This window comes from Vibrio sp. D54 (assembly GCF_021728075.1).
GTDB lineage: Bacteria > Pseudomonadota > Gammaproteobacteria > Enterobacterales > Vibrionaceae > Vibrio > Vibrio alginolyticus.
In genome coordinates this window covers 74952-98830 of record NZ_JAKKCS010000020.1, presented here as the reverse complement: position 1 = coordinate 98830, position 23879 = coordinate 74952, and the positions used below count along the sequence as shown (strand labels likewise).

22 protein-coding genes and 2 pseudogenes are annotated in these 23879 nt (G+C 42.6%); 18 read left to right on the top strand and 6 right to left on the bottom strand.

From position 1 onward, the window contains the following. The 5 genes and pseudogenes from L3V37_RS20890 to L3V37_RS20870 all read left to right on the top strand — a co-directional run. Positions 1 to 245: pseudogene (locus L3V37_RS20890) on the top strand (hypothetical protein); the annotation flags it as partial. Between the two features lie 8 nt (positions 246 to 253). After that, a pseudogene (locus tag L3V37_RS20885) lies at positions 254 to 745 on the top strand (hypothetical protein). A gap of 324 nt (positions 746 to 1069) precedes the next feature. Beyond that, positions 1070 to 1630: a hypothetical protein gene (locus tag L3V37_RS20880; RefSeq protein ID WP_237307019.1), complete on the top strand. Its 561-nt coding sequence runs from the start codon at positions 1070 to 1072 to the stop codon at positions 1628 to 1630. After that, positions 1611 to 2048, top strand: coding sequence for a hypothetical protein (locus tag L3V37_RS20875; protein WP_237307017.1), 438 nt, complete (start codon positions 1611 to 1613; stop codon positions 2046 to 2048). Before L3V37_RS20880 ends, L3V37_RS20875 begins: the two co-directional genes overlap by 20 nt. A gap of 251 nt (positions 2049 to 2299) precedes the next feature. Beyond that, positions 2300 to 2710 carry a hypothetical protein gene (locus L3V37_RS20870; protein WP_005373341.1) on the top strand — a complete coding sequence of 137 codons (411 nt, stop codon included), beginning with the start codon at positions 2300 to 2302 and terminating at the stop codon, positions 2708 to 2710. Positions 2711 to 2824: 114 nt separating this feature from the next. On the opposite strand, the gene L3V37_RS20865 is transcribed toward L3V37_RS20870, so the two are convergent. Then, on the bottom strand, positions 2825 to 3961 hold the full coding sequence (locus tag L3V37_RS20865; RefSeq protein WP_237307015.1) for a multidrug effflux MFS transporter: 1137 nt from the start codon (positions 3959 to 3961) through the stop codon (positions 2825 to 2827). A 99-nt stretch (positions 3962 to 4060) separates the two neighbouring features. On the opposite strand from L3V37_RS20865, the gene L3V37_RS20860 reads away from it, so the two are divergent. After that, positions 4061 to 4834 carry a helix-turn-helix domain-containing protein gene (locus L3V37_RS20860; RefSeq protein WP_237307014.1) on the top strand — a complete coding sequence of 258 codons (774 nt, stop codon included), beginning with the start codon at positions 4061 to 4063 and terminating at the stop codon, positions 4832 to 4834. Positions 4835 to 4924: 90 nt separating this feature from the next. On the opposite strand, the gene L3V37_RS20855 is transcribed toward L3V37_RS20860, so the two are convergent. Beyond that, positions 4925 to 5833 (bottom strand): LysR family transcriptional regulator, encoded by a 909-nt coding sequence (locus L3V37_RS20855; protein WP_237307012.1) that lies wholly within the window; start codon positions 5831 to 5833, stop codon positions 4925 to 4927. Between the two features lie 135 nt (positions 5834 to 5968). On the opposite strand from L3V37_RS20855, the gene L3V37_RS20850 reads away from it, so the two are divergent. From L3V37_RS20850 to mnhG, 9 genes are all read left to right on the top strand, one after another. Beyond that, positions 5969 to 6688, top strand: coding sequence for an SDR family oxidoreductase (locus tag L3V37_RS20850; RefSeq protein ID WP_005373333.1), 720 nt, complete (start codon positions 5969 to 5971; stop codon positions 6686 to 6688). A gap of 394 nt (positions 6689 to 7082) precedes the next feature. Further along, positions 7083 to 8018 carry a universal stress protein gene (locus tag L3V37_RS20845; RefSeq protein ID WP_005373330.1) on the top strand — a complete coding sequence of 312 codons (936 nt, stop codon included), beginning with the start codon at positions 7083 to 7085 and terminating at the stop codon, positions 8016 to 8018. A 109-nt stretch (positions 8019 to 8127) separates the two neighbouring features. Further along, positions 8128 to 8319: a hypothetical protein gene (locus L3V37_RS20840; RefSeq protein WP_082245536.1), complete on the top strand. Its 192-nt coding sequence runs from the start codon at positions 8128 to 8130 to the stop codon at positions 8317 to 8319. Positions 8320 to 8483: 164 nt separating this feature from the next. Then, a complete protein-coding gene (mbhE, locus tag L3V37_RS20835; protein ID WP_237307009.1) occupies positions 8484 to 11153 on the top strand; it encodes a hydrogen gas-evolving membrane-bound hydrogenase subunit E in 2670 nt (889 codons plus the stop codon). Continuing rightward, positions 11153 to 11506 carry a Na+/H+ antiporter subunit C gene (locus L3V37_RS20830; protein WP_017633704.1) on the top strand — a complete coding sequence of 118 codons (354 nt, stop codon included), beginning with the start codon at positions 11153 to 11155 and terminating at the stop codon, positions 11504 to 11506. Before mbhE ends, L3V37_RS20830 begins: the two co-directional genes overlap by 1 nt. Then, positions 11503 to 12999: a Na+/H+ antiporter subunit D gene (locus L3V37_RS20825; protein WP_237307007.1), complete on the top strand. Its 1497-nt coding sequence runs from the start codon at positions 11503 to 11505 to the stop codon at positions 12997 to 12999. Before L3V37_RS20830 ends, L3V37_RS20825 begins: the two co-directional genes overlap by 4 nt. Beyond that, positions 12996 to 13472 (top strand): Na+/H+ antiporter subunit E, encoded by a 477-nt coding sequence (locus L3V37_RS20820; protein ID WP_104976188.1) that lies wholly within the window; start codon positions 12996 to 12998, stop codon positions 13470 to 13472. The genes L3V37_RS20825 and L3V37_RS20820 overlap by 4 nt, the downstream gene beginning before the upstream one ends. Continuing rightward, the gene (locus tag L3V37_RS20815; RefSeq protein ID WP_005373317.1) at positions 13465 to 13743 is read left to right on the top strand and encodes a cation:proton antiporter; all 279 of its coding nucleotides are present in this window, start codon (positions 13465 to 13467) and stop codon (positions 13741 to 13743) included. Before L3V37_RS20820 ends, L3V37_RS20815 begins: the two co-directional genes overlap by 8 nt. Then, on the top strand, positions 13743 to 14036 hold the full coding sequence (gene mnhG / locus L3V37_RS20810) for a monovalent cation/H(+) antiporter subunit G (RefSeq protein WP_005373314.1): 294 nt from the start codon (positions 13743 to 13745) through the stop codon (positions 14034 to 14036). The genes L3V37_RS20815 and mnhG overlap by 1 nt, the downstream gene beginning before the upstream one ends. Positions 14037 to 14055: 19 nt before the next feature. Here the strand turns inward: mnhG and L3V37_RS20805 are convergent, their stop codons facing one another. Then, positions 14056 to 14763 carry a GntR family transcriptional regulator gene (locus tag L3V37_RS20805; RefSeq protein ID WP_054730587.1) on the bottom strand — a complete coding sequence of 236 codons (708 nt, stop codon included), beginning with the start codon at positions 14761 to 14763 and terminating at the stop codon, positions 14056 to 14058. 180 nt (positions 14764 to 14943) lie between these two features. On the opposite strand from L3V37_RS20805, the gene L3V37_RS20800 reads away from it, so the two are divergent. Next, positions 14944 to 16272: a 6-phospho-alpha-glucosidase gene (locus tag L3V37_RS20800; RefSeq protein WP_237306994.1), complete on the top strand. Its 1329-nt coding sequence runs from the start codon at positions 14944 to 14946 to the stop codon at positions 16270 to 16272. Positions 16273 to 16327: 55 nt separating this feature from the next. After that, entirely contained in the window at positions 16328 to 17878 is a 1551-nt protein-coding gene (locus L3V37_RS20795) for an alpha-glucoside-specific PTS transporter subunit IIBC (RefSeq protein WP_158155883.1), read from the top strand. A 177-nt stretch (positions 17879 to 18055) separates the two neighbouring features. Here L3V37_RS20795 and L3V37_RS20790 read toward each other — a convergent pair whose 3' ends face one another. The 3 genes from L3V37_RS20790 to L3V37_RS20780 form a co-directional block, all read right to left on the bottom strand. Then, on the bottom strand, positions 18056 to 20086 hold the full coding sequence (locus tag L3V37_RS20790; protein ID WP_237306985.1) for an acetoacetate--CoA ligase: 2031 nt from the start codon (positions 20084 to 20086) through the stop codon (positions 18056 to 18058). 87 nt (positions 20087 to 20173) lie between these two features. Then, complete coding sequence (locus L3V37_RS20785) at positions 20174 to 21100, bottom strand: electron transfer flavoprotein subunit alpha/FixB family protein (RefSeq protein ID WP_017820355.1); 927 nt, start codon at positions 21098 to 21100, stop codon at positions 20174 to 20176. Continuing rightward, positions 21097 to 21849, bottom strand: coding sequence for an electron transfer flavoprotein subunit beta/FixA family protein (locus tag L3V37_RS20780; protein ID WP_042523555.1), 753 nt, complete (start codon positions 21847 to 21849; stop codon positions 21097 to 21099). Before L3V37_RS20780 ends, L3V37_RS20785 begins: the two co-directional genes overlap by 4 nt. 155 nt (positions 21850 to 22004) lie before the next feature. Between L3V37_RS20780 and L3V37_RS20775 the strand changes: the two genes are divergently transcribed. After that, a complete protein-coding gene (locus L3V37_RS20775) occupies positions 22005 to 23642 on the top strand; it encodes an electron transfer flavoprotein-ubiquinone oxidoreductase (RefSeq protein WP_237306983.1) in 1638 nt (545 codons plus the stop codon). The last annotated feature ends 237 nt before the right edge of the window (positions 23643 to 23879 follow it).

The following is a 23879-nucleotide window of genomic DNA, read 5'->3' as shown; positions in this document are numbered from 1 at the left end:
ATGAAGAGCGTTCAGATATCGAAATCTCTCCAAGAAGCGGTGAACTGATAGTCCACGAATTATTTATTTCTGAAGAAAAGTTAAAGCAAATTCCGTTATCTAATAGAGTAGCATTTCGAGTAAAAGGCGCTGAAACGGCGATGTTTTTTTGTGAAGAATTGTTTGATGTGATTGACTTTATGGCAGAATTTTACTCTTTGAGAAAAGCTAAGATTAGCACTGATGACCTTGCTCCAAAGTTTTGAGGCTTAAAATGAAAGAAAAATATCATTTACTAACTAAACAAGACCTAGGTAACTTCCCATTCCAACAAAGCCCTAAGCCAATAGTGCCAGTAGAGCCAGATTTGCTTTTGGAAATGACCTTTTCTCCAAAGCTATTTATCATCAGTGATATTGCGTCAAAAGTGGAGAAACTGGTCGTACACGGAGTAGAGTGGTTAGACGCTCGCGTGGATTGTTCTCCAAGCCAGCCATCTGATGATGAAATTAAAGTTTAAGAAGATTATCGTATGCCTTATATCCATCAAACTTATAAATTGACGGACAAAGAAAAACAATACGGTAAGTTGAACTGGTTAGACATTGAATCAACAGAGTTTGATTTTTCTAAATTAGAAAATATCCCCTTAGAAGAACGATTAATATTTAAACTAGAAGAAGATTTTGGCTTAGTTTTCATTCACCAAAGTGTGATTGACCTTCTTAAAAAAGACGTCAAAGACATTTGGATAAGAGATGTATAATAAGCGCCGAAAGGAGCTTTTTTCATATCAGCGAGATTAAAAAAGAGTTGAGAAAAAATATTACTGTAAAAAAGAGTTTACTGAAGACTTAGATGATGCTGCGGAAGATATAGTGGATAAACTAAACAGCTTTCATTGGACTCTGTCCAGGTTTGGTAAAGACTATGATCCGGGCTCAAAAATTGGATGCGGAGGTGGTAACGTTGAAAGCGACAAAAAAAGTAGAGAAGCGTGTCCTCATAGGCTTAATGTTACTGGAACTAGGCACACTATTCGGAATAAACTAGGCAAGATAATGGAACCTAGAAAGTTAAAGGCAGGATCATGCGTGATTATTTCTTCGTAAAAGAAAATCAAATTACACCAATTTATGCAGTTCCTGAGGAATATGAAGAAGCAGCATACAGTACAAGATTTACCTTTCCATGTAAACCCGTACCTGTTTTAGCAAAATACAAACCAGACGAACAGTATAGAATACCAGATGTTATTATAGAGCCTGAATTTGCTATATCTAAGGATATATATAATAGCTTGAAAGTTGAACAGTTATATGGTTCTAACTGGATACATATCAAATTAATTGATAAAGGTGAACATGATTTCATGATGTTACAGTTAGCAAATGAACTAGATGTCATCTGTCATGAACAGAGCGACTTTAAAAGGTTCAAACGAGGAAATATATCAGGAATGAAAAAAGTCGTTATTGATCCTCAGAAAATTTCACCGATTCCGCTTCAAAAAAGGCTAGTTTTTAGAGATTCAGCTTGGGGGTTTCACACATTCTTTCATAAAAGTATAGTAAAAGAAATTGAATCAAAAACTCCAAATGGCGTTGAATTTGTACCAATAGAGCACTTTAATGAAGCGTGGGCTGGTTGACATGTATATCAAGTTTAATAAAGAAAATATTAGTAAATTATTACCTGAAAAAAGACCAGGTATGATTTTTTCTAACCCTGATTTGTTTATTATTTTTGAAAATAATATTCGATTTGTAATTTGGGAAGAGATTTTAGAAAAGTTGAATCAATTTTGGCTAGAAGGGAAAGATGCTTGGGATAGTGATTTCGATTTTGGTAGCCATCCTGATGATTATGATAGACAGTTTGATGATTATAAAACAATTGAACTTTTACAATTTCCAACCCTATCTGATTTAGACATAGAAGAAAAGTATGCTTTTGTTTTTAACGAGAACAATGAATTATATATTAGTGATAATTTCATTAAAGACTTGAAGTCAGCTGGATGTGTCGACGTTTGGTATGATACAACAGCTCCGTTTGGGCGTTATTAGAATAATTGCTTTTCCTTAACTGTAGAAGTGATGCAGGTGAGCTAAAAACGAACGTAAAACAAAGAATTAAGAGTATGTTCTGTGATTCCATCGCAAAAATTACAACTAACTTTTCCAATCTTTTGACGATAAAGTTTGCAGTGAACACGCTTATCAAAGATAAGTTATTGCTTTTATTATTTAAAAGTAAAGTATATTCTCATCCTTTTTTTAGATGGTAAGTGTTGAATAATTATACAGTGGTTAGGTAAATGAATAAAATAACTAAACTCGCTTTGGCTTTGTCCGTATTGACATCTGTTGTTGGGTGTCAACTGGTCTCAAATACGCCGATGCAATCGACAGCAACGAAGGAAATAATTGAAAAAGCGAAGACAGAGTTTGATGGACAACGTTTTTATAAGTTGAATGAATATGATGAAGAAATCAACGTTTCAGATGACGGTGTCATTACCTTCAAGTCTTACTTACCACGCAGCGGCGGCTATGAATGGGTACCAATTGTTATACGCGATACTAGTTTTCGTGTTTCTTGCGATTATTTCAGTGAATATGTTGAAGCTGGAATGGTTGTTCAGGTTCAGTTTGTAGGTAAACGCGGGCGCATTGAAAATTACGACAAGCAACGTTGTGAAGAGTTTGGCGAGCCAACATGGCAATAAGATCTATGGATAATTAAAGCGCCGACAGGCGCTTTTTATTTACGTTTTAGTTAACCGTTAGAAAAGATGTAGACCAATCTTCGGAAGATTAGGCAAGCAATGCGTAGTATCTGGTCACAAGTTGGTATGAACTTGCCTTTTAGAAAACGCTAATAAAATCGCTAAACAGCTACATGCTAATAGAACGACACCTAAGTTTTGTGCTGTTCCAGCCATCGCTAATCCCGTCCCGATCATGATGTAGTACATGAGCCCAAATAAAGCGCCTGCGCTACCTACCTGTTGTTTATAATCAACGAGTGCGTCACTGAGTATGTTGGGTATCGCAATCCCGTAAGACATGACGACTAACACCATTGGAGCAACAAACCAGATTGATTGGTTCAGAATCAACACACCGACTGATCCAACGCTAATCAATATTGCTGAGAACCAAAGTAGCTGGCTTTTTCGAACATTTTTGGACACTAGGGATTTGTTTAAATAACTCCCAAGCAGAGTGCCTAACCCCAGTACCATGCCACTGTATCCAAATTGTTCGGAGTTATACCCAAGTGCTGAGAAAGTAAATGCGCCAAGCTGGTAATAAGAAAATAGAGCAATGTTATACAAAGCAACCAGTAATCCTGAGCGCCAAATTCGCGCGTCTCTTACCATTTTCCAGCTAAGTTGATGCAACCGTACTGGTGTCTGTTCCTTCTGTGTTTCAGGAAGCTTAATAACGTTATAAGCGAACAATACTAACGCGATTAAAAACAAGGCAAAAAATACATAACGGTATCCACCAAGCGCTGTAAGCTGCCCGCCTAATAGCATGCCAACTACCGGGCTGATTGATATACCCATCCCCATTAAGCTGAAGACTTTACTCAGTTCTTGACCGTCAAACGCGTCACGAAGCATGGTCTGTGTGACAACGGATCCTACCGCGATACCAAATGCGCTTAGGGCTCGCGCGGCCATGACAACAGCAAAGCTTTCAGTTTGAGTTGCGAGTAAAGATGCGCAACCATAGATAAAGAGCCCAATAAGCATGGTGGGCCTTCTTCCCAGTTTATCTGCGAGAACTCCCCAAACTACAACGCCAATGGCAAAAGCTAGGAAGTAAATCGACAATGTTTGGGCTGCTTGTGCGTGGTTTACATCAAATGATAGAGCGATTGAGCTCAACGCTGGGCTATAGGTGGTTTCTACAATTTGCGGAAACATCAACATAACCAGCATGAGCCATAAAGAGGGCTTAGTATTCATATTGTTACCCATCGTTAATGAAGTTGGCGGGCAGTATAAATGAGGCTATGATTGATCTAATAACAACATAAAAACTAAATACATCAATATTCGGACAAAATGGCGCTTATTAACGAAAAAACACAATTTGATGCAGACAAAATTTCTAATTGTGTAGTGGGAATTGCTGCGGATATTGGAAAGCACGACTCAGGTATGCATATGCACAAGAAAGGGCAGTTATTGTACGCACCTCAAGGTTGTATGAGTTTTGCTCTGGAAGACTCGATTTGTATTTTGCCACCGACAAAGGCGGTTTGGATCCCACCTAATACGCCGCATCGCGCACTAATGACGAATGTGGTGGCGTACCGATCTTTGTATTTTGATTGTGAGGAGTTTGCCTGTCCGAGTAAGATCACGATGATAGAAGTGAATAATTTACTCCAAGCTCTTATTGATAAAATGTCATTTTGGGAGTGGGATAAGCCTAGCAGCGAGATGGTAAATACGACGGCGCTTTTTTGGGAGGAGTTTTATGCTGCGAAACGTTATTCGTTTCAGTTGCCTTTGCCATCGCATCGGCTCTTAACAACGTTTCGTCGAGAGTTGGTTGAACCTTCATTTCTAGCTCCTTCGCTTACTACTCTTGCAAGCAAAGTTGGGGCAAGCACCAAGACGGTAACACGATTATTTAAGTCGGAAACGGGAATGAATTATCAAGATTGGCGGCAACAGTGGAGGCTTTTAAAAGCAGTTGAATTGTTATCAACGGGCATGCCAGTCAGCGCAGCTGCCGATTGGCTGGAGTTTTCGTCAGACAGTGCTTTTATTGCATTTTTCAAAAAGCAAACTGGACAAACACCTCTGACGTTTATGAAAACCAAACCTTAAGCGTCAAAATGCTCACACTCTTTCTAGAACAAACCCCAGGTTCACAGGCTCAGCCTATAAAGCATACATAGACAGGTACCAACGTGCAGGTTACTTGTCTTTACTCTGCAGTTTGCGAAAGTATTGCGTAGTAAAATCAACAAAGGCTCGGATGCGTTTTGGTTGATGTCGGTCGTGATGATAAAGGAGTGAAAATTCCACACTCGGAATGCTCCAATTGGTAAACATTTCTTTTAGCTTGCCTGTCTGGAGTTCTTGTTGACAATAAAGTGCTGGCACACGGATGATGCCATTTCCCGCCAAGGCTGCTTTTATCATTACTCTGCCACTCTTACATCGTAACTGTCCACGTATCTGGTGTTCCGTTGACTGCTTTGTATTCGTGTTCTCAAATGCCCACCGTGTCACACTACCTGTCAAACAAACGTGTTTTTCTAAGTCCTTTGGATGCGAAGGATAGCCATATGTTTCTAAATAGTTTGGGCTTGCGTATGTCCCCATTTCCACATCGATCAGTTTGCGAGCGATAAAGTTGGAGTCGTCTAACTTTCCCATTCGAAAAGCGATATCGAATTCATCCGCGATTAAATCGACACGATGGCTACTAAAATCTAAGTTAATGCTCACTTGTGGGTGTTGGATTAGAAACTGAGCAACGATATCTGCGACAACGTCTTCTCCTAAATAGCCCCCCACACAGTTGATACGAATGTCACCTCTTAAGTCTTCTACATCATCAACCACTGCCATAACAGCTTGATCAATATTGTGAAGGGCAGTTTCACACTGTTTATACAGAGCCTTGCCTGCTTCGGTGAGGTTCAGTGTTCGAGTGGTCCTTTGTAGCAAAGTGACACCAATCTGTTGCTCCAGATTTGTTATTTGACGTGAAACGTGTGAGCGAGAAACGCCAAGTTGCTCTGCTGCTTTCGTGAAGTTTCCTAGTTGAGCGATTAGGACGAAGGAGCGAATATCCGCAAGGTTGATGTGTGTTTGCATGATGACTTCTTCATAATTCAAAAAAGTATTGTTGCAGTATAACAACAGTGTTTCAACTAGGTCGGTATATATCAACAAACAAAGTTTTCTTAAACTTATCGCCATTGAGGTAAACCGTTCTATTAAGGATTCAAAATGAAAAAGTTAATTGTTATTACAGGCGCTAGTTCAGGCATTGGTGAAGCGATTGCACGTCATTTCAGCGAACAGGGCCATGCTCTTCTTTTGTTAGCAAGACGTGTAGAACGTTTAGAAGCATTAAACTTACCAAATACGCTTTGTGAAAAGGTAGATGTGACCGATAAAGCTTCTTTTGAAGCGGCAATTGAGAAAGCAGAAGCGTTGTATGGTCCGGTAGATGCACTTGTAAATAACGCAGGCGTTATGCTTCTAGGTCAGATAGATACTCAGGAAGCATCGGAGTGGAAGCGCATGTTTGATGTGAACGTAATTGGTTTGCTCAATGGCATGCAGTCCGTCCTAGCACCTATGAAAGCACGTAACAGTGGTACGATCATTAACATCAGCTCTATCGCGGGCAAGAAAACATTCCCTGATCATGCTGCTTATTGCGGTACCAAATTTGCGGTTCATGCTATTTCTGAAAACGTACGTGAAGAAGTTGCGTCATCGAATGTTCGCGTTACGACGATTGCACCTGGTGCAGTGGAAACGGAATTACTTTCACATACAACGTCTCAAGATATTAAAGATGGCTATGACGCTTGGAAGGTGGATATGGGCGGCGTGTTGGCAGCAGACGACATTGCACGAGCAGTGCTGTTTGCTTATCAGCAACCGCAAGGTGTATGTGTTCGTGAAATTGCTTTGGCACCGACAAAACAACAACCTTAACATTGAGTTACGGCGATTTTAGGTCACTAAAGCCGTAAAACTTTGCATACCGATTCGTGATTGAGATGGCATCTTTAAACTAAGTTGCGTGAAAATTTAGGCCATCCATTTAAATCCGGACACTAAGTGTGTTATTGCTTATACCCAAGTTACTCAAGGTGAGAAAAAACTTTGAGTAATTTGGGTTTTTATTTGGTCTCAATTTTAGGTAGCGGAATTTATTTAGGTCAGAAGGCGGCAGTTGTGATGAAAGGAGAGTGTGACGTAAAACCAAGTGAAGCAATACCCGTCTCTTAATGAGAATTGATTTCATCAACGTCACAAGCCGTTACAATTATCCGTTAGGTATTATACTTTGTGGGTGGTTAATATTTAACCAAACAAGGAGGTGTGTATGAAACGATTCGCAAACATACTTTTTGCAACACAAGGATTGCCAGGCCATAGTGACGCCCTCGAACAAGCGATGAGGATTGCATCTAGCAACAAAGTGCCTGTCTCAGGGCTAATAGCGTGTCCTGATTTCCCAACAGACATGATCCAGTATCAGCAAAGTTATGAGCAATCGCTGCAAGACTCCCTCAAACAAAGTATTCACGAATACAGACAGAAGCTGGGACTCTCTGAAGAGGATCTCGCATTTCCTCTTACTGTGAAAAGCAGTGAAAAGCCCGCTGTCTGTATTATTCAAGAAGCATTAGCTGATAACAAAGATCTCATCATCAAAGAAGCTGAACCGCTAGGTGAAGGTGCTGAGGGTTTCAAAGCTATTGATATGACTCTGTTACGAAAATGCCCTTGTCCGCTTTGGTTGCACCGACCAATTGATAAGCCAAGAGATAAGCGCCGTGTTGCTGTGGCTATCGACCCATTAACGGCAAGCGATGAACAGCACTCATTAGCCGTGCGTTTACTCGAATTATCGCGTTCGATTGCCGACACCTGCGATAGTCGTTTACACGTGATTTCTTGCTGGGAGTATTACTTAGAAAACTACCTAAATGGTAACGCTTGGATTCAAGTCGATGATGCTGAGTTGAAACATGAACTCGACAAAGCAAAAGCCGATCATAAACAAGCTCTGCAACAGCTGTTGGAGGAGTCTGGGATTACAGGTGAAATTGTGATTCACCACCTGCATGGAAAACCCGACGAAAAGATTCCAGATTACGTAGAGAGTATTGAGGTAGACGTGCTGGTAATGGGAACCTTAGCGAGAACTGGTATATCTGGCTATGTCATTGGTAATACGGCTGAAAATATTTTGCAATCGATTAACTGTAGTTTGGTCGCTCTTAAGCCCGATGGCTTTGTCTCACCGATTCAGTAATTGGGGTGTAACAAAGTTGGGTTTAAGTGATGTTTTAGGTAAAGGAGGGAGATGGATCTCTAGAACATGGAATTATCAATGTATCAATAAGTTATCAGAGGAGAGTGACATGAAAAACCTATGCCCGAAATGCCACACAGAAATGATAGAACGTTCGAATGTTTATGTTTGTCCGAGAAATGATATCGGTGACTGCACCTACGATGCATTCGAGTTAGCTGATGACGATAATCCATATACATTCAGCCAAGAATATGTAAGTAGTGACCTACGTTCTTATGCTGTAGCAGACAGCAAATAGCGGTTTGTATCGGCGTTCCTCTAAGTAGCACTCAGTGATTACTGTTTGCTACTTTTCCCTTGGTTTCATGATCGTTTTTGAAGCGCTTGGGCTAAAACAATACAGTGGAGTTTGTCATTTGCGCCGGATAGGGCGTATCTTCTTATAATAACGAATGGGCTGCGATGTTGAATAACATAACGGGTAAAGAAAACCTGCCGAAAAACCTAGATAATCAGTTGGTCTTACTGATTTTCCCTGCGCTGCCAGTTTTAATCTTCTCTTTTCTCTTCTATATCTATACTCCTGCAGGCGTGAGCTGGAATGCGGAATGGATACCAAGCCTCGATATCAACCTTAGCTTTAGATTAGATGGTCTTTCATTTCTTTTTGCGGGACTGATCAGTGGGATTGGCGCACTGATTCAAATCTACGCTTTGGCTTATTTACGAGAAAGTGATAGCCGGTTTTCCTTTCATTTGTATCTAACCCTATTCATGCTTGCCATGCTAGGGATTGTGATGAGCGATAACATTCTGTTGTTATTTGTTTTCTGGGAACTCACCACCATCACTTCTTACTTACTGATCGGGTTTAATCACGAAAATAAAACGTCTCGGAAAAACGCCTTGCAGTCGCTGATTGTTACCGGTGCTGGTGGACTAGCGTTGCTAGCTGGTCTTATCTTGCTGGGAGCAATGGCAGGGAGTTATGAGCTAAATACCATTATCGAGCAGGCAGACACTATTGCGCAGCATGAATGGTTTATCCCATCTCTAGTGCTCATACTACTCGGTGCATTTACTAAATCTGCGCAATTCCCGTTTCATTTTTGGCTACCTAACGCGATGGCAGCTCCCACTCCGGTCAGTGCGTATTTACACTCGGCAACAATGGTAAAGGCAGGCATTTACCTATTAGCACGTTTATCGCCAGTTTATGCCCACAGCGAGATCTGGTTTTATGCTTTAGTCATCACTGGGAGTATCACGGCCATTTGGTGCACATTTGTCGCATTAAAACAAACTGACTTGAAGCTGATGCTAGCCTACAGCACGAATGTTGCTTTGGGTAAATTAACATTATTACTAGGTATGGGCACAGATTTGGCCGTTAGTGCAGTATTGATGTTTATTCTCGCTCACTCTTTCTATAAAGCTGCGCTGTTTATGGTGGTGGGTAATATCGACAAAGCGACAGGAACACGAGATATTGATCAATTGTACGGTCTGAAGTCAGTTCTCGTCATCAGCATGGTTGCGGGGAGTTTGGCTGCATTGTCTAAAGCGGGGTTCCCGCCGTTGTTAGGCTTTTTGAGCAAAGAATACATGTACAAGTCCGCAGTAGAGCTCAATAACTGGATCGCCTTTGTACTATTAATCGTGAATATACTGATGGTCGCGCTAACCATTATGCTTATTGCGAGACCATTCTTTGCTCGCCGTGATCTCGTGCCGATTGAAACTAAGCCAGTTGAGACAAAAAAAGCCATGTGGATCTCGCCTTTGCTCTTGGCACTTGGCAGTCTCCTGGTCCCGTTATTCGGTTTAAATTGGTTAGATCGCAATATTATTTTTCCGGGCTCTGCTGACATTCTGCCCACAGCAGCTCTTAAAGAGACATCACTATGGCATGGCGTGAATGTACCGTTAGTGTTAAGCGTTATTACGCTAGCGTTGGGGTATGTGGTGTACCGTGTTTATCCTACTGTGTCTGCATTTTTTCAGCGGCTACATCTATTCGTCCCCAAAGCGGAGAATATTTTTGAACGACTATTAGATGGCATGATGACAGTGGCGAAGTGGCAAACGGCGCGGTTACAGCAAAAGAAATTGAGTCGCTATGTCCTATTATTTTTCACGGTACTTGCCGTTGCGTTACTGAGTCAGGTAGCGCTTATTCCTCTGCCTTTGGTTGGCGAACTTTCAAGTGTCACTTTCTATGAGATTGGTATTGCCTTATTGTTGATTGGTGCTGCGCTCGTATGTACGTTGTCCCACGCAAGACTTCTTGCGATTTCTGCGCTTGGTATGATTGGCTTCATGACCACGCTTGTTTTTATGATTTATAGCGCCCCGGACGTTGCGAAGACTTTACTGTTAGTGGAAACATTAATGGTGGTCTTTCTTGCATTGTTAATGCGTCATATGCCACGTCTAACCACCGTGCCCAAGCATTCAATAAAACGTAAAGTAGCGAATATTTGCATAGCAGGTGTGATAGGTGTTTCGGTTACTTTACTTTTGTTAGGAATCACGTCTCAGCCGATGGACTCTTCGGTGTCAGATTTCTTTGCAGAAAACAGTGTCCCGCGTGGACATGGGCGAAACATTGTTAACGTTATTCTGGTCGACTTTCGCGCATTTGATACATTGGGAGAAGTTGTCGTCGTTGTTATTGCTGGGATTGCTGCAGTGAGTTTGCTTAAGACAAGAGCGAAAAAGCAAAATCGTATCCAATCATTAATTTTTGCAACCACGGCACACATTGTTTCGGCACTCATGCTCGTATTTTCAGTGTATCTGTTGTTACGTGGTCATAACGAACCGGGTGGTGGCTTTATTGGTGCGTTGATTGCCGTTATTGGTTTATCACTTCTCATGTTCGCGGAATCACCGAAATACGTTCGTTCTAGGTTGTATTTCAAACCGTTTCTCATTGCGTTATCTGGCATCGCATTGAGCTTAGTTTCTGGTGCTTTGAGCTTTGCGTTTGATAAACCGTTTTTGACCGGACTGTGGTGGAAAGACGTGATACCACTAGGGACGCCATTGGTTTTTGATGTTGGTGTTTACCTTGCCGTTATAGGTGGCGTGATGGGTATGCTGCTTCGTATTAATGAGGAGCTAGAGTGATGGAAATAGTCTGGAGTGTTGTCGTTGGAGTATTTGTCGCAGCAGGTGTTTATTTAATGCTTGAAAAGCATATCTTGCGCCTTTTGTTCGGCATCATGTTACTCAGTAGTGCGGTTAACCTTGCTATTTTTACCGCTGGAAGGCTGACGCCCGGAGAGCCGCCATTGATTGGCGATAATGCTCTTTTACCACCAGATAGCGCGGCAAATCCTTTACCTCAAGCGCTTATCTTAACTGCGATAGTCATCGGTTTTGGACTACTTATTTTTGCTTTAATGCTGTTCTATCGAGCTTATAAAGACACTGGAACTGCAAACGTCGATGAAATGCAACGTTCTGAGGAGGGTCAATGAGTTCGATTTTGCTTACGTTACCGGTTGTTCTCTCGCTGAGTACGGCGTTGACTATCTTCTTCGTCCGTCGCTCAACAAAAAGTGTTGAGTGGTTGAGCGGTGTAAGTGCGATTTCGAACCTTTTCGTTGCGGGCTTTCTCACAGAAAACATCATAAGTAATGGTATTCAAGCCGTTGCTTTTGGTCAGTGGAGTGCGCCATTTGGTATCGTGTTTGTCGCAGATTACCTCAGCGTTGCTATGGTGATGATAACGGCGGTGATTGGTGCGATATGTGTTTTCTACGCGATGGCGGACCTTCACCGAAAGCCCTCCTATAGCAATTACCATGCGTTAATGCACGTGTTGCTTGCTGGCGTTTATGGTGCTTTCCTGACTGGAGATATTTTTAATCTGTATGTTTGGTTTGAGGTCATGCTCATTTCATCATTTGGTTTAATGGTGTTAGATGCAACGAAAACTCAAGTTGATGGTGCAGTAAAGTACGTGATGTTGAACCTGATTTCGACGCTGGTATTTTTGCTTGCTATCGGTTTATTGTATGGCGCAACGGGCACCTTGAACTTGGCCGATCTCTACACCAAAGTAGGGGAAAATGAATTGAGCATCAACATGATGCTGTCCGCGCTATTTTTGTTTGCCTTTTCTATTAAAGCGGCACTCTTTCCTTTATTTGCTTGGTTGCCAGCTTCTTATCACACGTTACCAAGCGGTGTGGTGGCACTGTTTGCCGCGTTGCTTACTAAAGTCGGTGTATACGCGTTGATAAGAGTCTTTACCTTGGTATTTCCGCTCGCCGAGAGTGGTTGGCAACCGACGTTAATTTGGGTCGCAGGGCTAACCATGTTAACGGGCGTTTTAGGAGCGGCTAGCCAATTCGACATTAAGAAAATTCTTTCTTTTCATATTATTAGCCAAATAGGCTATATGATCATGGGGTTGGCTATTTACACTCCCTTAGCTTTAGCCGGTGCCATTTTCTACATTGTTCATCACATCATTGTAAAAGCGAATTTGTTCTTAATAGGTGGATTCATCGAGCGCAAATATGGCTCTAGTCAACTTGAACATTTGGGTGGGGTATATAAAGCTATGCCTTGGTTGGCGTTCTTGTTTCTTGTCCCTGCGTTTTCTCTGGCCGGTTTCCCACCGCTATCGGGTTTCTGGGGAAAGCTATTGGTCATCAAGTCGAGCATACAGGCTGAGTATTACTGGTTAGCAGGTACCGCGTTATTGGTGGGGTTGCTTACTGTCTACTCGATGACGAAAATTTGGAGTGAGGCATTTTGGAAAAAGCCATTTAGAGAGAAGCCAGAACAGACTCTGCAGGCCAAAGTACATTGGTTGTACTGCGTTCCAATTATTGTATTGACAGCGTTGACGCTAATCATTGGCTTAGTGGCGGAGCCTTTTTATCAATTTTCCGTTCAAGCTGCAGAACAACTGTTAAATCCGACTGAATACATCAGAGTGGTGTTAGGAGGAAATGCATGATCTATCTATTCCTCAATTTTTTCTTAGCGTTAGCGTGGATGATGCTTAACGGCAGCTATTCGAGTCTGAATTTTGTTGTCGGATTTACGGTCGGTTTTTTTGCTTTAAGGTTGAGTCAACCATTTGGATTGAAAACGAGCTATTTTCAACGTTTTGCATCTGCATTGAAGTTATTGATGTACTTCGCTTATGAAATGGTTATATCGGTTGCGAAAGTGGTGTGGGACGTCGTGACACCTACTCATTTGAGTCAGCCTGATATCGTTTATGTCCCTCTGGAGGTCGATTCTGATCTAGAAATCACATTACTGGCGAACATGGTTTCTTTAACACCGGGCACGCTTAGTTTGGATGTTACGGCTGATAAAAAGTATCTTATCGTTCATGCCATGTTTGCACCTGAACATGAAGAGGTTATTCGCGGAATTAAAGATGGGTTAGAGCATCGAATTTTGGAGGTGACGCGTGGATAGTTGGCTGCAAATAACGGTCACTTTTGCCTATTCTGGGCTACTACTCAGCTTTGTTATGGCTTTTGCTCGTTTAATTCTAGGACCAACGCTAGCTGATCGAGTTGTGGCGTTAGATCTGATTTCATTTATCACTATCGGATTTATTACGGTTTACACCTTAGACAGCGGTGAGGACGCTCTGTTAGACATCGCCATTACATTAGGTTTGGTCGCATTTCTCGGCACGATCGCATTTGCACGTTTGATCGTTAAAAGAAAGGAGAAAGAATAATGGACGTGTTGATTGGACTATTTTTATGCTTAGGAACATTGTTGACCTTGGTTGCAAGTCTAGGTGTCCTGAGGCTTCCTGATTTGTATACCCGAATGCATGCAGCGACCAAAGCTGGAACTGTCGGAGTGAGCTGCTTGTTATTAGCGGTCGCTTTCTCACTCCCTGAAGTTACCGTGATCTCTCGGGTTATCGGTACGATGTTGTTTATCGTTCTCACTGCGCCAGTCGCCTCCCACCTGCTCGGCAGAGCAATGCGAGAGGTCGGATATAAGATTTGGCGTAATGATTAACCATTAGCGTCGAATAGTACTACGCCCTAGTTGAAATAAACTCGAAGCTGTATTGATGAAGTCGGAAGTAATTGACGGTATATTCAAATGCACGACCATCTTCTAGGTAACCAGTGGACTCAACTTTTAGAATAGGGGAAGCTTCTGATTCATTCAGGTATGAGGCCGTCTCTGCATCTAACAAGTACGGTTTGACAGACTGACTGCTTTTCGCAATTTTCAATCCTTTGCTATTTTCAATGTACTCATATTTAGAACCATTCATTATGGCTATGCTCAAGTCTGGAAATAACATTGCTGGCATATGAGTGACTTCGTAAATTTCAGGCTCATCATTAATACATCTGAGTCTATGTATTTCATATGTATCATCATTGGGCGAGAGATTTAACTGCTTAGCAACCTGCTCATTCGGCTTTTTAAGTTCGAACTTTATGACTTGAGAGCTAGGCGTTTTCCCCTGTTTACTGACTTCCTCGATAAAACCCAGCAAATGTAAGGCATCATGTTGGGCTTTTAGATCGTTTACATAAGTTCCACTACCTCTTGTCCGACTAATTAAATTATTGTCGACCAGAATTTGTAAGCTTTTTCTGATGGTTACGCGGCTTACGGAAAACTCTTCTTGCAAATCACTCTCTTTTGGAAGCATCGATTTCGGTTGTAGTTCCCCATCTTTGATCTTTTTTTCTAATCGTTCCGCAATGTCTATGTATTTGGGTTTCATAATACCTCGCTAAGTCTTGGATCATGATAGCAAGAATGTGATCTGAGATGTAGTTAATACTTTTCCTTAGGATCTTTGTGTGATTTTTATCTCGTATCTTTGTGCTTATACTTTAAATGTATCATAAAAGTATTAATACTTATTTTATACATTTTCAGGATAAACATTTGAGGTAGCGAAATGAAACGTCAAAAATTAACGATTGTTGGTGCTGGCAGTACATACACACTTGGTATGATGAACAGCCTTATTGCCGAAAAAGATAACTTTCCACTCGCAAAAGTCGTGTTTTACGACATAGATGAGAAACGCCAAGAATCGAATGCATTAGCTACTGAAATTCTATTGCGAGAACACTATCCAGAAGTTGAAGAGTTTGTTTATACAACGGATAAATCTGTCGCATTCGCAGATTCGGACTTTTTCTTTATCCAGATCCGCACTGGTGGGTTGGCCATGCGCGAGCGCGATGAACAAATCCCGCTATCCAACTCTTGTGTTGGGCAAGAGACATGTGGCGCGGGAGGAATGGCATATGGACTTCGCTCTATCGGCGACATGATCCAGCTAGTGAACGAGATCCGACAAACGTGTCCAGATGCGTGGATTCTTAATTACACCAACCCGGCGGCAATTGTCGCTGAAGCTTTAAATCGTGAATTTCCGCATGATAAGCGAATTCTAAATATCTGTGATATGCCAGCAGCGATTATGGTCAGCTATGCGCAATTGTTAGGATGTGAAATTTGGGACTTCGTTCCTGAATATTTTGGGCTTAATCACTATGGCTGGTTTACCAAAATTCGTAACAAACAGGGTGAAGACTTAACGGACAAAATTAAAAATATCATCCTAAAAGAAGGGATCAGTGCGGTTGATGCGGAAATAGCGGATGACCCATCGTGGCAAGCCACATTCAAAAACATGAGAACAATGCTTGCTGATAATCCAGAGTTTTTGCCGAATACGTATCTTCAATACTATTTGTACCCTGAAAAAATGGTGGCGAAAGAGGATATCAATAATACTCGCGCAAGGCAGGTAATTAACGGCCGTGAGAAACGAGTGTTCGAATCGAACGCAAGAATAATTGAAGCGGGCACCACGAAGCACGAAACACTGCATGCCGATATCCATGGTCGATACATGGTGAGAGTCGCGGCTTCGCTAGCCTACAACTTGAGCGATGTGTATCTCGTCATCGTACCGAATAATGGTGCTATTACAAATTTACAAAATGACGCCATGGTAGAAGTTCCAGCTGCGCTAACTAGTGATGGACCGAAAGCTTTTACTGTAGGAAAAATCCCAACCTTCCAAAAAGCCATGATTGAAAGCCAACTTGGTTACGAGAAATTAGTCGTGGATGCTTGGTACGAAGGAAGTCAGCAAAAGCTGATTAATGCACTCACACTTAACCGTACCGTGGTTAATGTGCCAAAAGCTAAAGAAATAACAAAACAATTACTAGAAGAAAATAAAGCCTACCTTCCTCAATTTTTTCAATAACAACTGGACGTTCGGGGCCTACTTGTAGGCTCCGTGAATGAAACAAGAGGTTTATATGAAAGACATTATTCAAAGGTTCGGGGCCGCGATGTTTGTACCCGTTCTATTATTTCCAGCAGCGGGCATGTTATTGGGTTTCTCTGTTGTGCTGTTAAATCAAGAAGTGTTTCCTTGGGCACTAGAGGGGAGTGCTTGGGTTAAAGTTTCGACGATCATTTTACAGGCATCTCTCGCTGTATTTAAAAATATGGCACTTATTTTTGCGGTTGGGTTACCTATCGCTTTAGCTAAAAAAGCATCTGGTCGCGCTGTACTTGCAACACTTGTTTCCTACATTACGTATAACTACGTTATTGGTGGAATCCTTCAATTTTGGGGGCCAGAACTGGGCGTTAACTATACGGAAGGTGAGCGAGGTTTGACTGAAGTTGGTGGCATTCTAACGCTTGATACCAACTTGCTAGGTGCGATTTTAATTGCAAGTCTCTCTGTTTGGGTTCACAACCGATTCTTTGATAAAAAGCTACCGGATTGGGCGGCTGTATTTGGCGGAACGCCATTGGTTGTGATCATTAGCTTCCCAATTATGGTCGTGATGGCAATTCTAACTTGTTTGACTTGGCCAAGTATTCAGCATGGTATTAACAATCTGCAATCATTTTTGGTTTCTGCTGGATCGTTAGGGGTATGGCTATTTACGTTTTTAGAGCGAATCATGATACCAACGGGGTTGCATCATTTCGTATATGGTCCCGTTTTTTATGGGCCTGTTGCAGTCGATGGCGGAACGGTTTCCTATTGGATTCAAAATATACAGACATTCGCCCAGAGCTCGGAAAGTTTAACGACACAATTTCCTCAGGGTGGTTTGATGTTGACGGGAATGGGTAAAGTGTTTGGTTGTACGGGTATCGCACTAGCACTCTATTCAGTTGCGAAAAAAGAAAATAAAAAGATGGTGATGGGGTTAGTGCTCGGAGCCGCAATCACAGCAATTCTTACAGGGATCACCGAACCAATAGAGTTTACATTCTTATTTATCGCACCTGCGCTGTTTGCTTTGCATGCGTTGTTATCTGCGACAATGGCAACGATCGCCTTTATGTTTGGTGTTTCCGGTAACTTTCAGACTGGCTTGATAGACTTCATTTTCCAAAACTGGTTGCCTTTGGCTGGTAACCATGCAGGAACATACGTGATTCAGATTATTATTGGTCTCATGTTTACTGGTGTTTACTTTGTTACGTTTCGCGCGCTTATTTTAAAATACAACATACTTACTCCGGGACGTGAAGGTGCAGATAGTAAGTTGTATTCAAAAGCTGACTACAAAGAAGCGAAAGCGGTCCATAACAGTAGCGCAAGTCCGTCACAAGCTAGTGCCTTTATTGAAGGTTTGGGTGGAAAAGAAAACATTGACTTGTTAACTAATTGCGCGACGCGTCTGCGTGTTAAAGTTAAAGATGTCTCTCTTGTAAAGGAGAACGCATTTTTCACACAGCACGGAGCGGTGAATATTGTTAGAAATCAAGAGAGCCTTCAAATCATCGTTGGTTTAACGGTGCCACAAGTTCGCGAAGATATGAGCCAACTGATAAAAGCTTAACCCCCAACTAATGCTCCCGCTCATATGGCTCAAAGGTGAGATAGAATTATCTCACCTTTTTTGTGTACATGAAGCATATTTCGCACAGTTTCCACGAAAGTGGGGAGGAGTTATCGAGCGAGCTAAAAATACAGTTAGGTTATACCCGTCTGTATTGTTGGAAGACTTGTTGAGTCTCTAAGTGACAGTGGCGCCACTTTCTATGTTGAAAAGCGTTTTAATTTCTTCCAGCACTTCTGGGTTAGCAATAGCACCAATGTTTTTTACAGCTTGTCCGTTTAGCAATTGTTTCACTGCTAGCTCAACCAATTTGCCTGAGCGCGTTTTAGGAATATCACTGATAGCAAAAATTTGTCGTGGGACATGGCGCGGTGAACATTTTGTTTTCAATGTTTGGCGAATTGAATCGGTGAGTTGTTGGGTTAACTCGACGTTGTGAGCGAGTTTTACTAGTAACCAGATTTCTTCAGACTGCTGGTTTAACTTGCCGACAGCGATGGAGTCTTCAACCTCGGGTAACGCGTTCACTTGCTGGTAGATTTCAGCGGTACCGATTCGTACGCCGCCTGGATTTAAGGTTGCGTCACTACGGCCATAAAAAATAAAGCCGCCATGTTCGGTTTGCATCACATCGTCGCCATGGTGCCAGATATCGGTAAACTTGCTCCAATAAGCGTTGTGATAGCGTTCGCCGTTGTCGTGCCAGAAGCCAATAGGGAAGTTAGGTAGTGAGTTATTGCAAGTTAGTTCGCCGCGTTGCTGTGTAATGGTTTTTCCCTCGTCGTCCAAAACACGCACGTCGATTCCCAGCCCTGCGCCTTGGCATTCACCTTTGTAAACTGGTGAGATAGGGTTTCCCAGTACAAAGCATCCGCAAATATCCGTGCCGCCAGCGATAGAAGCGAGATGCAAGTCCTGCTTGATGTGCTGATAGACATAACTAAATTGTTCTGGGTAAAGCACCGAACCAGTTGAGCAAAGAGTTTTGAGTGACTTCAGGTTATGTTCTAGTTTTGGAGAGCAGTTTGCCTGTTCCAGTGCTTCTAAGTATTTCGCTGAAGTACCAAACAGCGACACGCTATGTTCTTCTGCTAATTGCCATAAGATGGAGTGATCAGGGTAAACCGGACTACCGTCGTAAATCACTAAGGCTGCACCACTCGCAAGAGCGGAAACATGCCAGTTCCACATCATCCAACCACATGTTGTGTAGTAGAAAACCTTGTCTTGCGATTTGATGTCGCAATGCAGCTGATGTTCTTTGAGGTGATTGAGCAAGGTACCGCCTGCGGAATGGACAATACACTTAGGTTGACCTGTTGTACCAGAAGAATACAAAATGAATAACGGGTCATTAAACAGCGTTGGTTGATATTGAATTGATTGTGGAGAAAAGTGGTGAGTAATATCGGACCAAGAAACAAACTCAGAAGTGCTAGCACTCTCAGCGTTTTGTAAATATTCGATTTGGCATACGCTAATAGTAGTCTCTTCGGAGGCACTGCTTAACTTACTACTAAGAGTGGTGTTCTTGTCCGTCATATCGAAAGCTTTGCCTCCGAACTGGTAGCCATCACAGCAAAAAAGAACTTTCGGTTTGACCTGACCAAAACGCTCTACGACGCTATCGATACCAAAATCAGGAGAGGTTGAAGTCCAAATGGCACCAAGACTGGTGGTGGCCAGCATGGCAATAACGGTTTCAGGAAGGTAGGGCAAATAACCCGCAACGACATCGCCTTTACCGACACCACAATTGAGTAGCCATTGTTGAATGGCAGAAACTTGTTCAAGCAACTGTTTACCGGTGAGTTGTCGGTGTTCACCGCTTTCATTGCTAAAAACAATAAACTCACGCTCTGGTGATTGTTCAGCCTGAGATAGGAGGTTCTCTGCGTAGTTCAGCGTGGCGTCAGCAAACCATACTGTGTCTCTATTTACATGATGATGATTAGAACCTGTTAGTGTCCATTTGGGACTGCCAAGGCTCTTGATTTGTGAACCCATATCTCCGATTACGTTGCAAAACTGCCAAGTATGTCGCCAAAATTCATCATTGTGCTCAATGGACCACTGGTGTAGAGACGTGTAATTGTTGATTACGGCACCTTCGGCTTTGTCTTTATTAACCTTTTCAATGAACCGTAATAAGTTGCTATTGCTGACGCGCTCAGCAGATGGTGACCAAATAGGTGCAGAATTTGGCATAGGTCCCTCTAATTTCAATTCTTTTGAATATGACCAAAAACAAAATAAAGGGGCGAACATAGCAGTGTTCGCCCCTTATCTGATCGTTTAAAGTTGTTCGGCAAGCTGAGGTAGTACCTCAAATAAATCACCAACCAATCCATAGTCGGCAACTTCAAAGATAGGAGATTCTGGATCTTTGTTGATCGCGACAATCACTTTGGATTCCTTCATTCCTGCAAGATGCTGGATGGCACCGGAAATCCCAACCGCTATATAAAGCTTAGGTGCAACGATTTTACCGGTTTGACCCACTTGTAAGTCGTTGGCAACAAACCCGGCATCAACCGCCGCGCGAGAAGCGCCAATGGCAGCACCTAGTTTATCGGCCACTTGTTCGATCAACGCGAAGTTCTCTTTGCTACCGACCCCGCGTCCACCTGACACAACCACCTCTGCCGCGCTTAATTCAGGACGTTCTGACACGGTTTTATCGACAGAAACCAATTCAACCATTGGAGCTGAGATAGTGACCTGCTGATGCTTAATATCAGCTTGGTTGTGACAAGTAACCGGCTCAAACGCAGACGCGCGCACGGTGATGACGCGAACCTTGTCGCTGGTGGTCACTTTGGCAAATGCGTTTCCTGCGTAAATAGGGCGGATAAAAGTGTTTTCATCGATAACTTGGACAATATCGGAAATTTGCCCAACGCCGAACTTCGCTGCTACTCGAGGTGCAAGGTCTTTCCCTTTTGATGATGAGCTAGCCCAGATTGCGTCAAAACCTTCAGCAATACTCACTACAATAGGTGCGATACTCTCGGCAAATTGATGCTTAAGTTGCTCATCATCGACACAAATTACGTTTGATATACCATCAACGCGACAAGCTTGCTGAGCGACTTCTTCACACTGGTGGCCCACTACGATCAAAACATTGTCTTGGCTGACTTGTTTTGCTGCATTAACCACTTTGAGTGTGTCCGCATGCAATTGGTTATTGTCATGCTCTGCTATGATTAAGTTCTTCATGAAATCACCTTCGCTTCGTTACGCAGCTTATCGAGAAGCTCTGAGACAGATTCAACCTTGATGCCACCTTTTCTTTGCGCTGGCGGTGTAATTTCTTGAATGGTTTGGCTAAATACCACTTCAACACCCAGACTGTCAGGTGTGATGGTATCTAACGGCTTGCGCTTAGCTTTCATGATATTAGGCAAAGAGGCAAAACGCGGTTCATTCAGGCGTAAGTCAGTACTGATCACCGCAGGTAAGTTCATCGCGACCGTCATCAAGCCGCCGTCCACTTCTCTCACGACCTGAACTTTTTGATCTTCAATCTTCACGTCGGAAGCGAAAGTTGCTTGAGGCCAGTCAAGTAGGGCGGCCAGCATCTGAGCCACTTGGTTGTTGTCCGTATCAATGGATTGTTTACCCGTAATCACAAGCTGTGCTTGTTCTTGCTCAACTAGAGCTTTGAGCAGCTTAGCAACAACTAATGGCTCTATTTTGTCTTCAGTATCGACATGAATAGCGCGATCGGCGCCTAATGCAAGCGCGGTACGTAGTTGCTCCTGACACTGGCTACCGCCGGCACTGACAACGATGACTTCATCTGCAATACCTTGCTCCTTTAGTCGTACGGCTTCTTCAACGGCTATTTCGCAAAATGGATTAATCGTCATCTTGACGTTATTGGTTTCAACATCGCTATGGTCCGCTTTCACGCGAACTTTAACGTAGGGATCAATGACCCTTTTGATTGGCACTAGTATTTTCACGTTAGATTCCTTTTACAGTGAAGACTATGTGTTTACAGTGAAGACGATGTGATGACGTCTTTAAAATGATGTTAATTTACCTTTACGTTTGCGTCAACTTTAAATATATTGTTGATTAACAAGTTGGCAACATGCAAAGAAAAAGGAATGCAATCATGGAAAGAGACTGCATGGAATTTGATGTTCTGATTGTAGGCGCAGGTCCCGCAGGCTTGTCTGCGGCATGCCGAATCAAACAATTAGCAGCAGAAAAAGAACAAGACCTCTCTGTTTGCGTGGTAGAAAAAGGCTCTGAAGTTGGAGCGCATATTTTATCGGGTGCGGTGTTTGAAACGCGGAGTTTGGATGAGCTTTTTCCCGACTGGGAAGAGAAAGGCGCTCCGCTCAATACCAAAGTAAACCAAGATAAAACCTACTATCTAGGCAATGAAATCAATGGTCATGAACTGCCTTCTTGGGCGGTGCCTAATACGTTACATAACAAAGGTAATTACATCATAAGTTTGGGCAGTCTATGCCGATGGGTGGCGTTGCAGGCTGAGAACTTAGGGGTGGAGATCTACCCAGGTTTTACCGCCAGTCAAGCGATCATCGATGAAGATAGTCGTGTTTGTGGCGTGATCACGGGCGATATGGGATTAGATAAAAATGGTGAACAAAAAGGAAATTTCGAACCTGGTATTGAACTGCGAGCGAAGTTTACTTTATTTGCTGAAGGCGCACGGGGGCATATTGGTAAGCAGTTGATTAACCGATTTAATCTTGCTGAAGAGAAAACGCCTCAACACTACGCTATCGGTTTTAAAGAGCTGTGGGAAATCCCATCAGAGCAGCATCAGCAAGGTTTAGTAGTGCACGGATTAGGTTGGCCGTTATCAAATGAAGCTACAGGTGGCAGTTATCTCTACCATTTAGAGGGAAACCAAGTTGCCGTCGGGTTGATTGTTGACTTGAATTATAAGAATCCGCACTTGAGTCCATTTGATGAGTTTCAACGTTTTAAACACCACCCGTTGATTGAGCAATACCTCAAAAATGGGAAGCGTATTAGCTATGGCGCGAGAGCGATCACCAAGGGCGGCTTTCATTCGCTTCCCACGCAGCAGTTTGCTGGTGGCTTGTTAATTGGCTGTGATGCAGGAACACTTAACGGCGCTAAAATCAAAGGCACACACACCGCAATGAAATCTGGCATGCTTGCCGCTGAAGCAGTATGTGAAGCCCTTGAGAGTCAGTCAGTTACTGCTGATTATCAAAAGCATTTCAAACAGTCTTGGCTGTATGAAGAGCTTTATCAAGCACGTAACTTCTCAAGTGGTATTCACCGCTTTGGATCGTGGCTGGGCGGTGGTTTAGCGCTGCTGGAACATAACGTATTAAAAGGCAAAGCTAAGTGGCATATCCGCTGTGATAAGCCTGATCATCAGTCTCTGTTATTGGCGGAAAACAGCAATGAAATTGTCTATCCGAAGCCTGATGGCGTGTTAAGTTTCGATCGCCTCTCTTCTGTTTATCTATCCAATATCTTCCATGAGGAAGATCAACCATGCCACTTACGACTGGAGAACCAGCGGATTCCTATTGAGCAGAACCTTGAATTATATGCAGAGCCAGCACAGCGCTATTGTCCGGCTGGCGTGTATGAAATCGTACAGGGGGAGCAGCAGCCAGAGCTTCAAATAAATGCGGCCAACTGTATCCACTGTAAGACCTGCGACATCAAAGATCCAAGTCAAAATATTACCTGGACTCCACCAGAAGGTGGTGGTGGTCCGAACTATCCAAATATGTAAGCGTTTGAGAATAATTTTTATTAACAATTTATTTACTTAAAGTTTGCGTTAGTTCAAATCTTTCTCGATGAACTCGATTGCAACTTAATCTTTCAGGCACTATTCTGATTTTAAATTGACGTTTACGTAAACTGAATACAAAGTTGATGCATAGGTGTAAAAGCGGTTACCAGTATCAAAGTTAGGTTTGATCAAATAGTGCTCAATGGAACGCACTTAAATAACGAAAGGGAGATC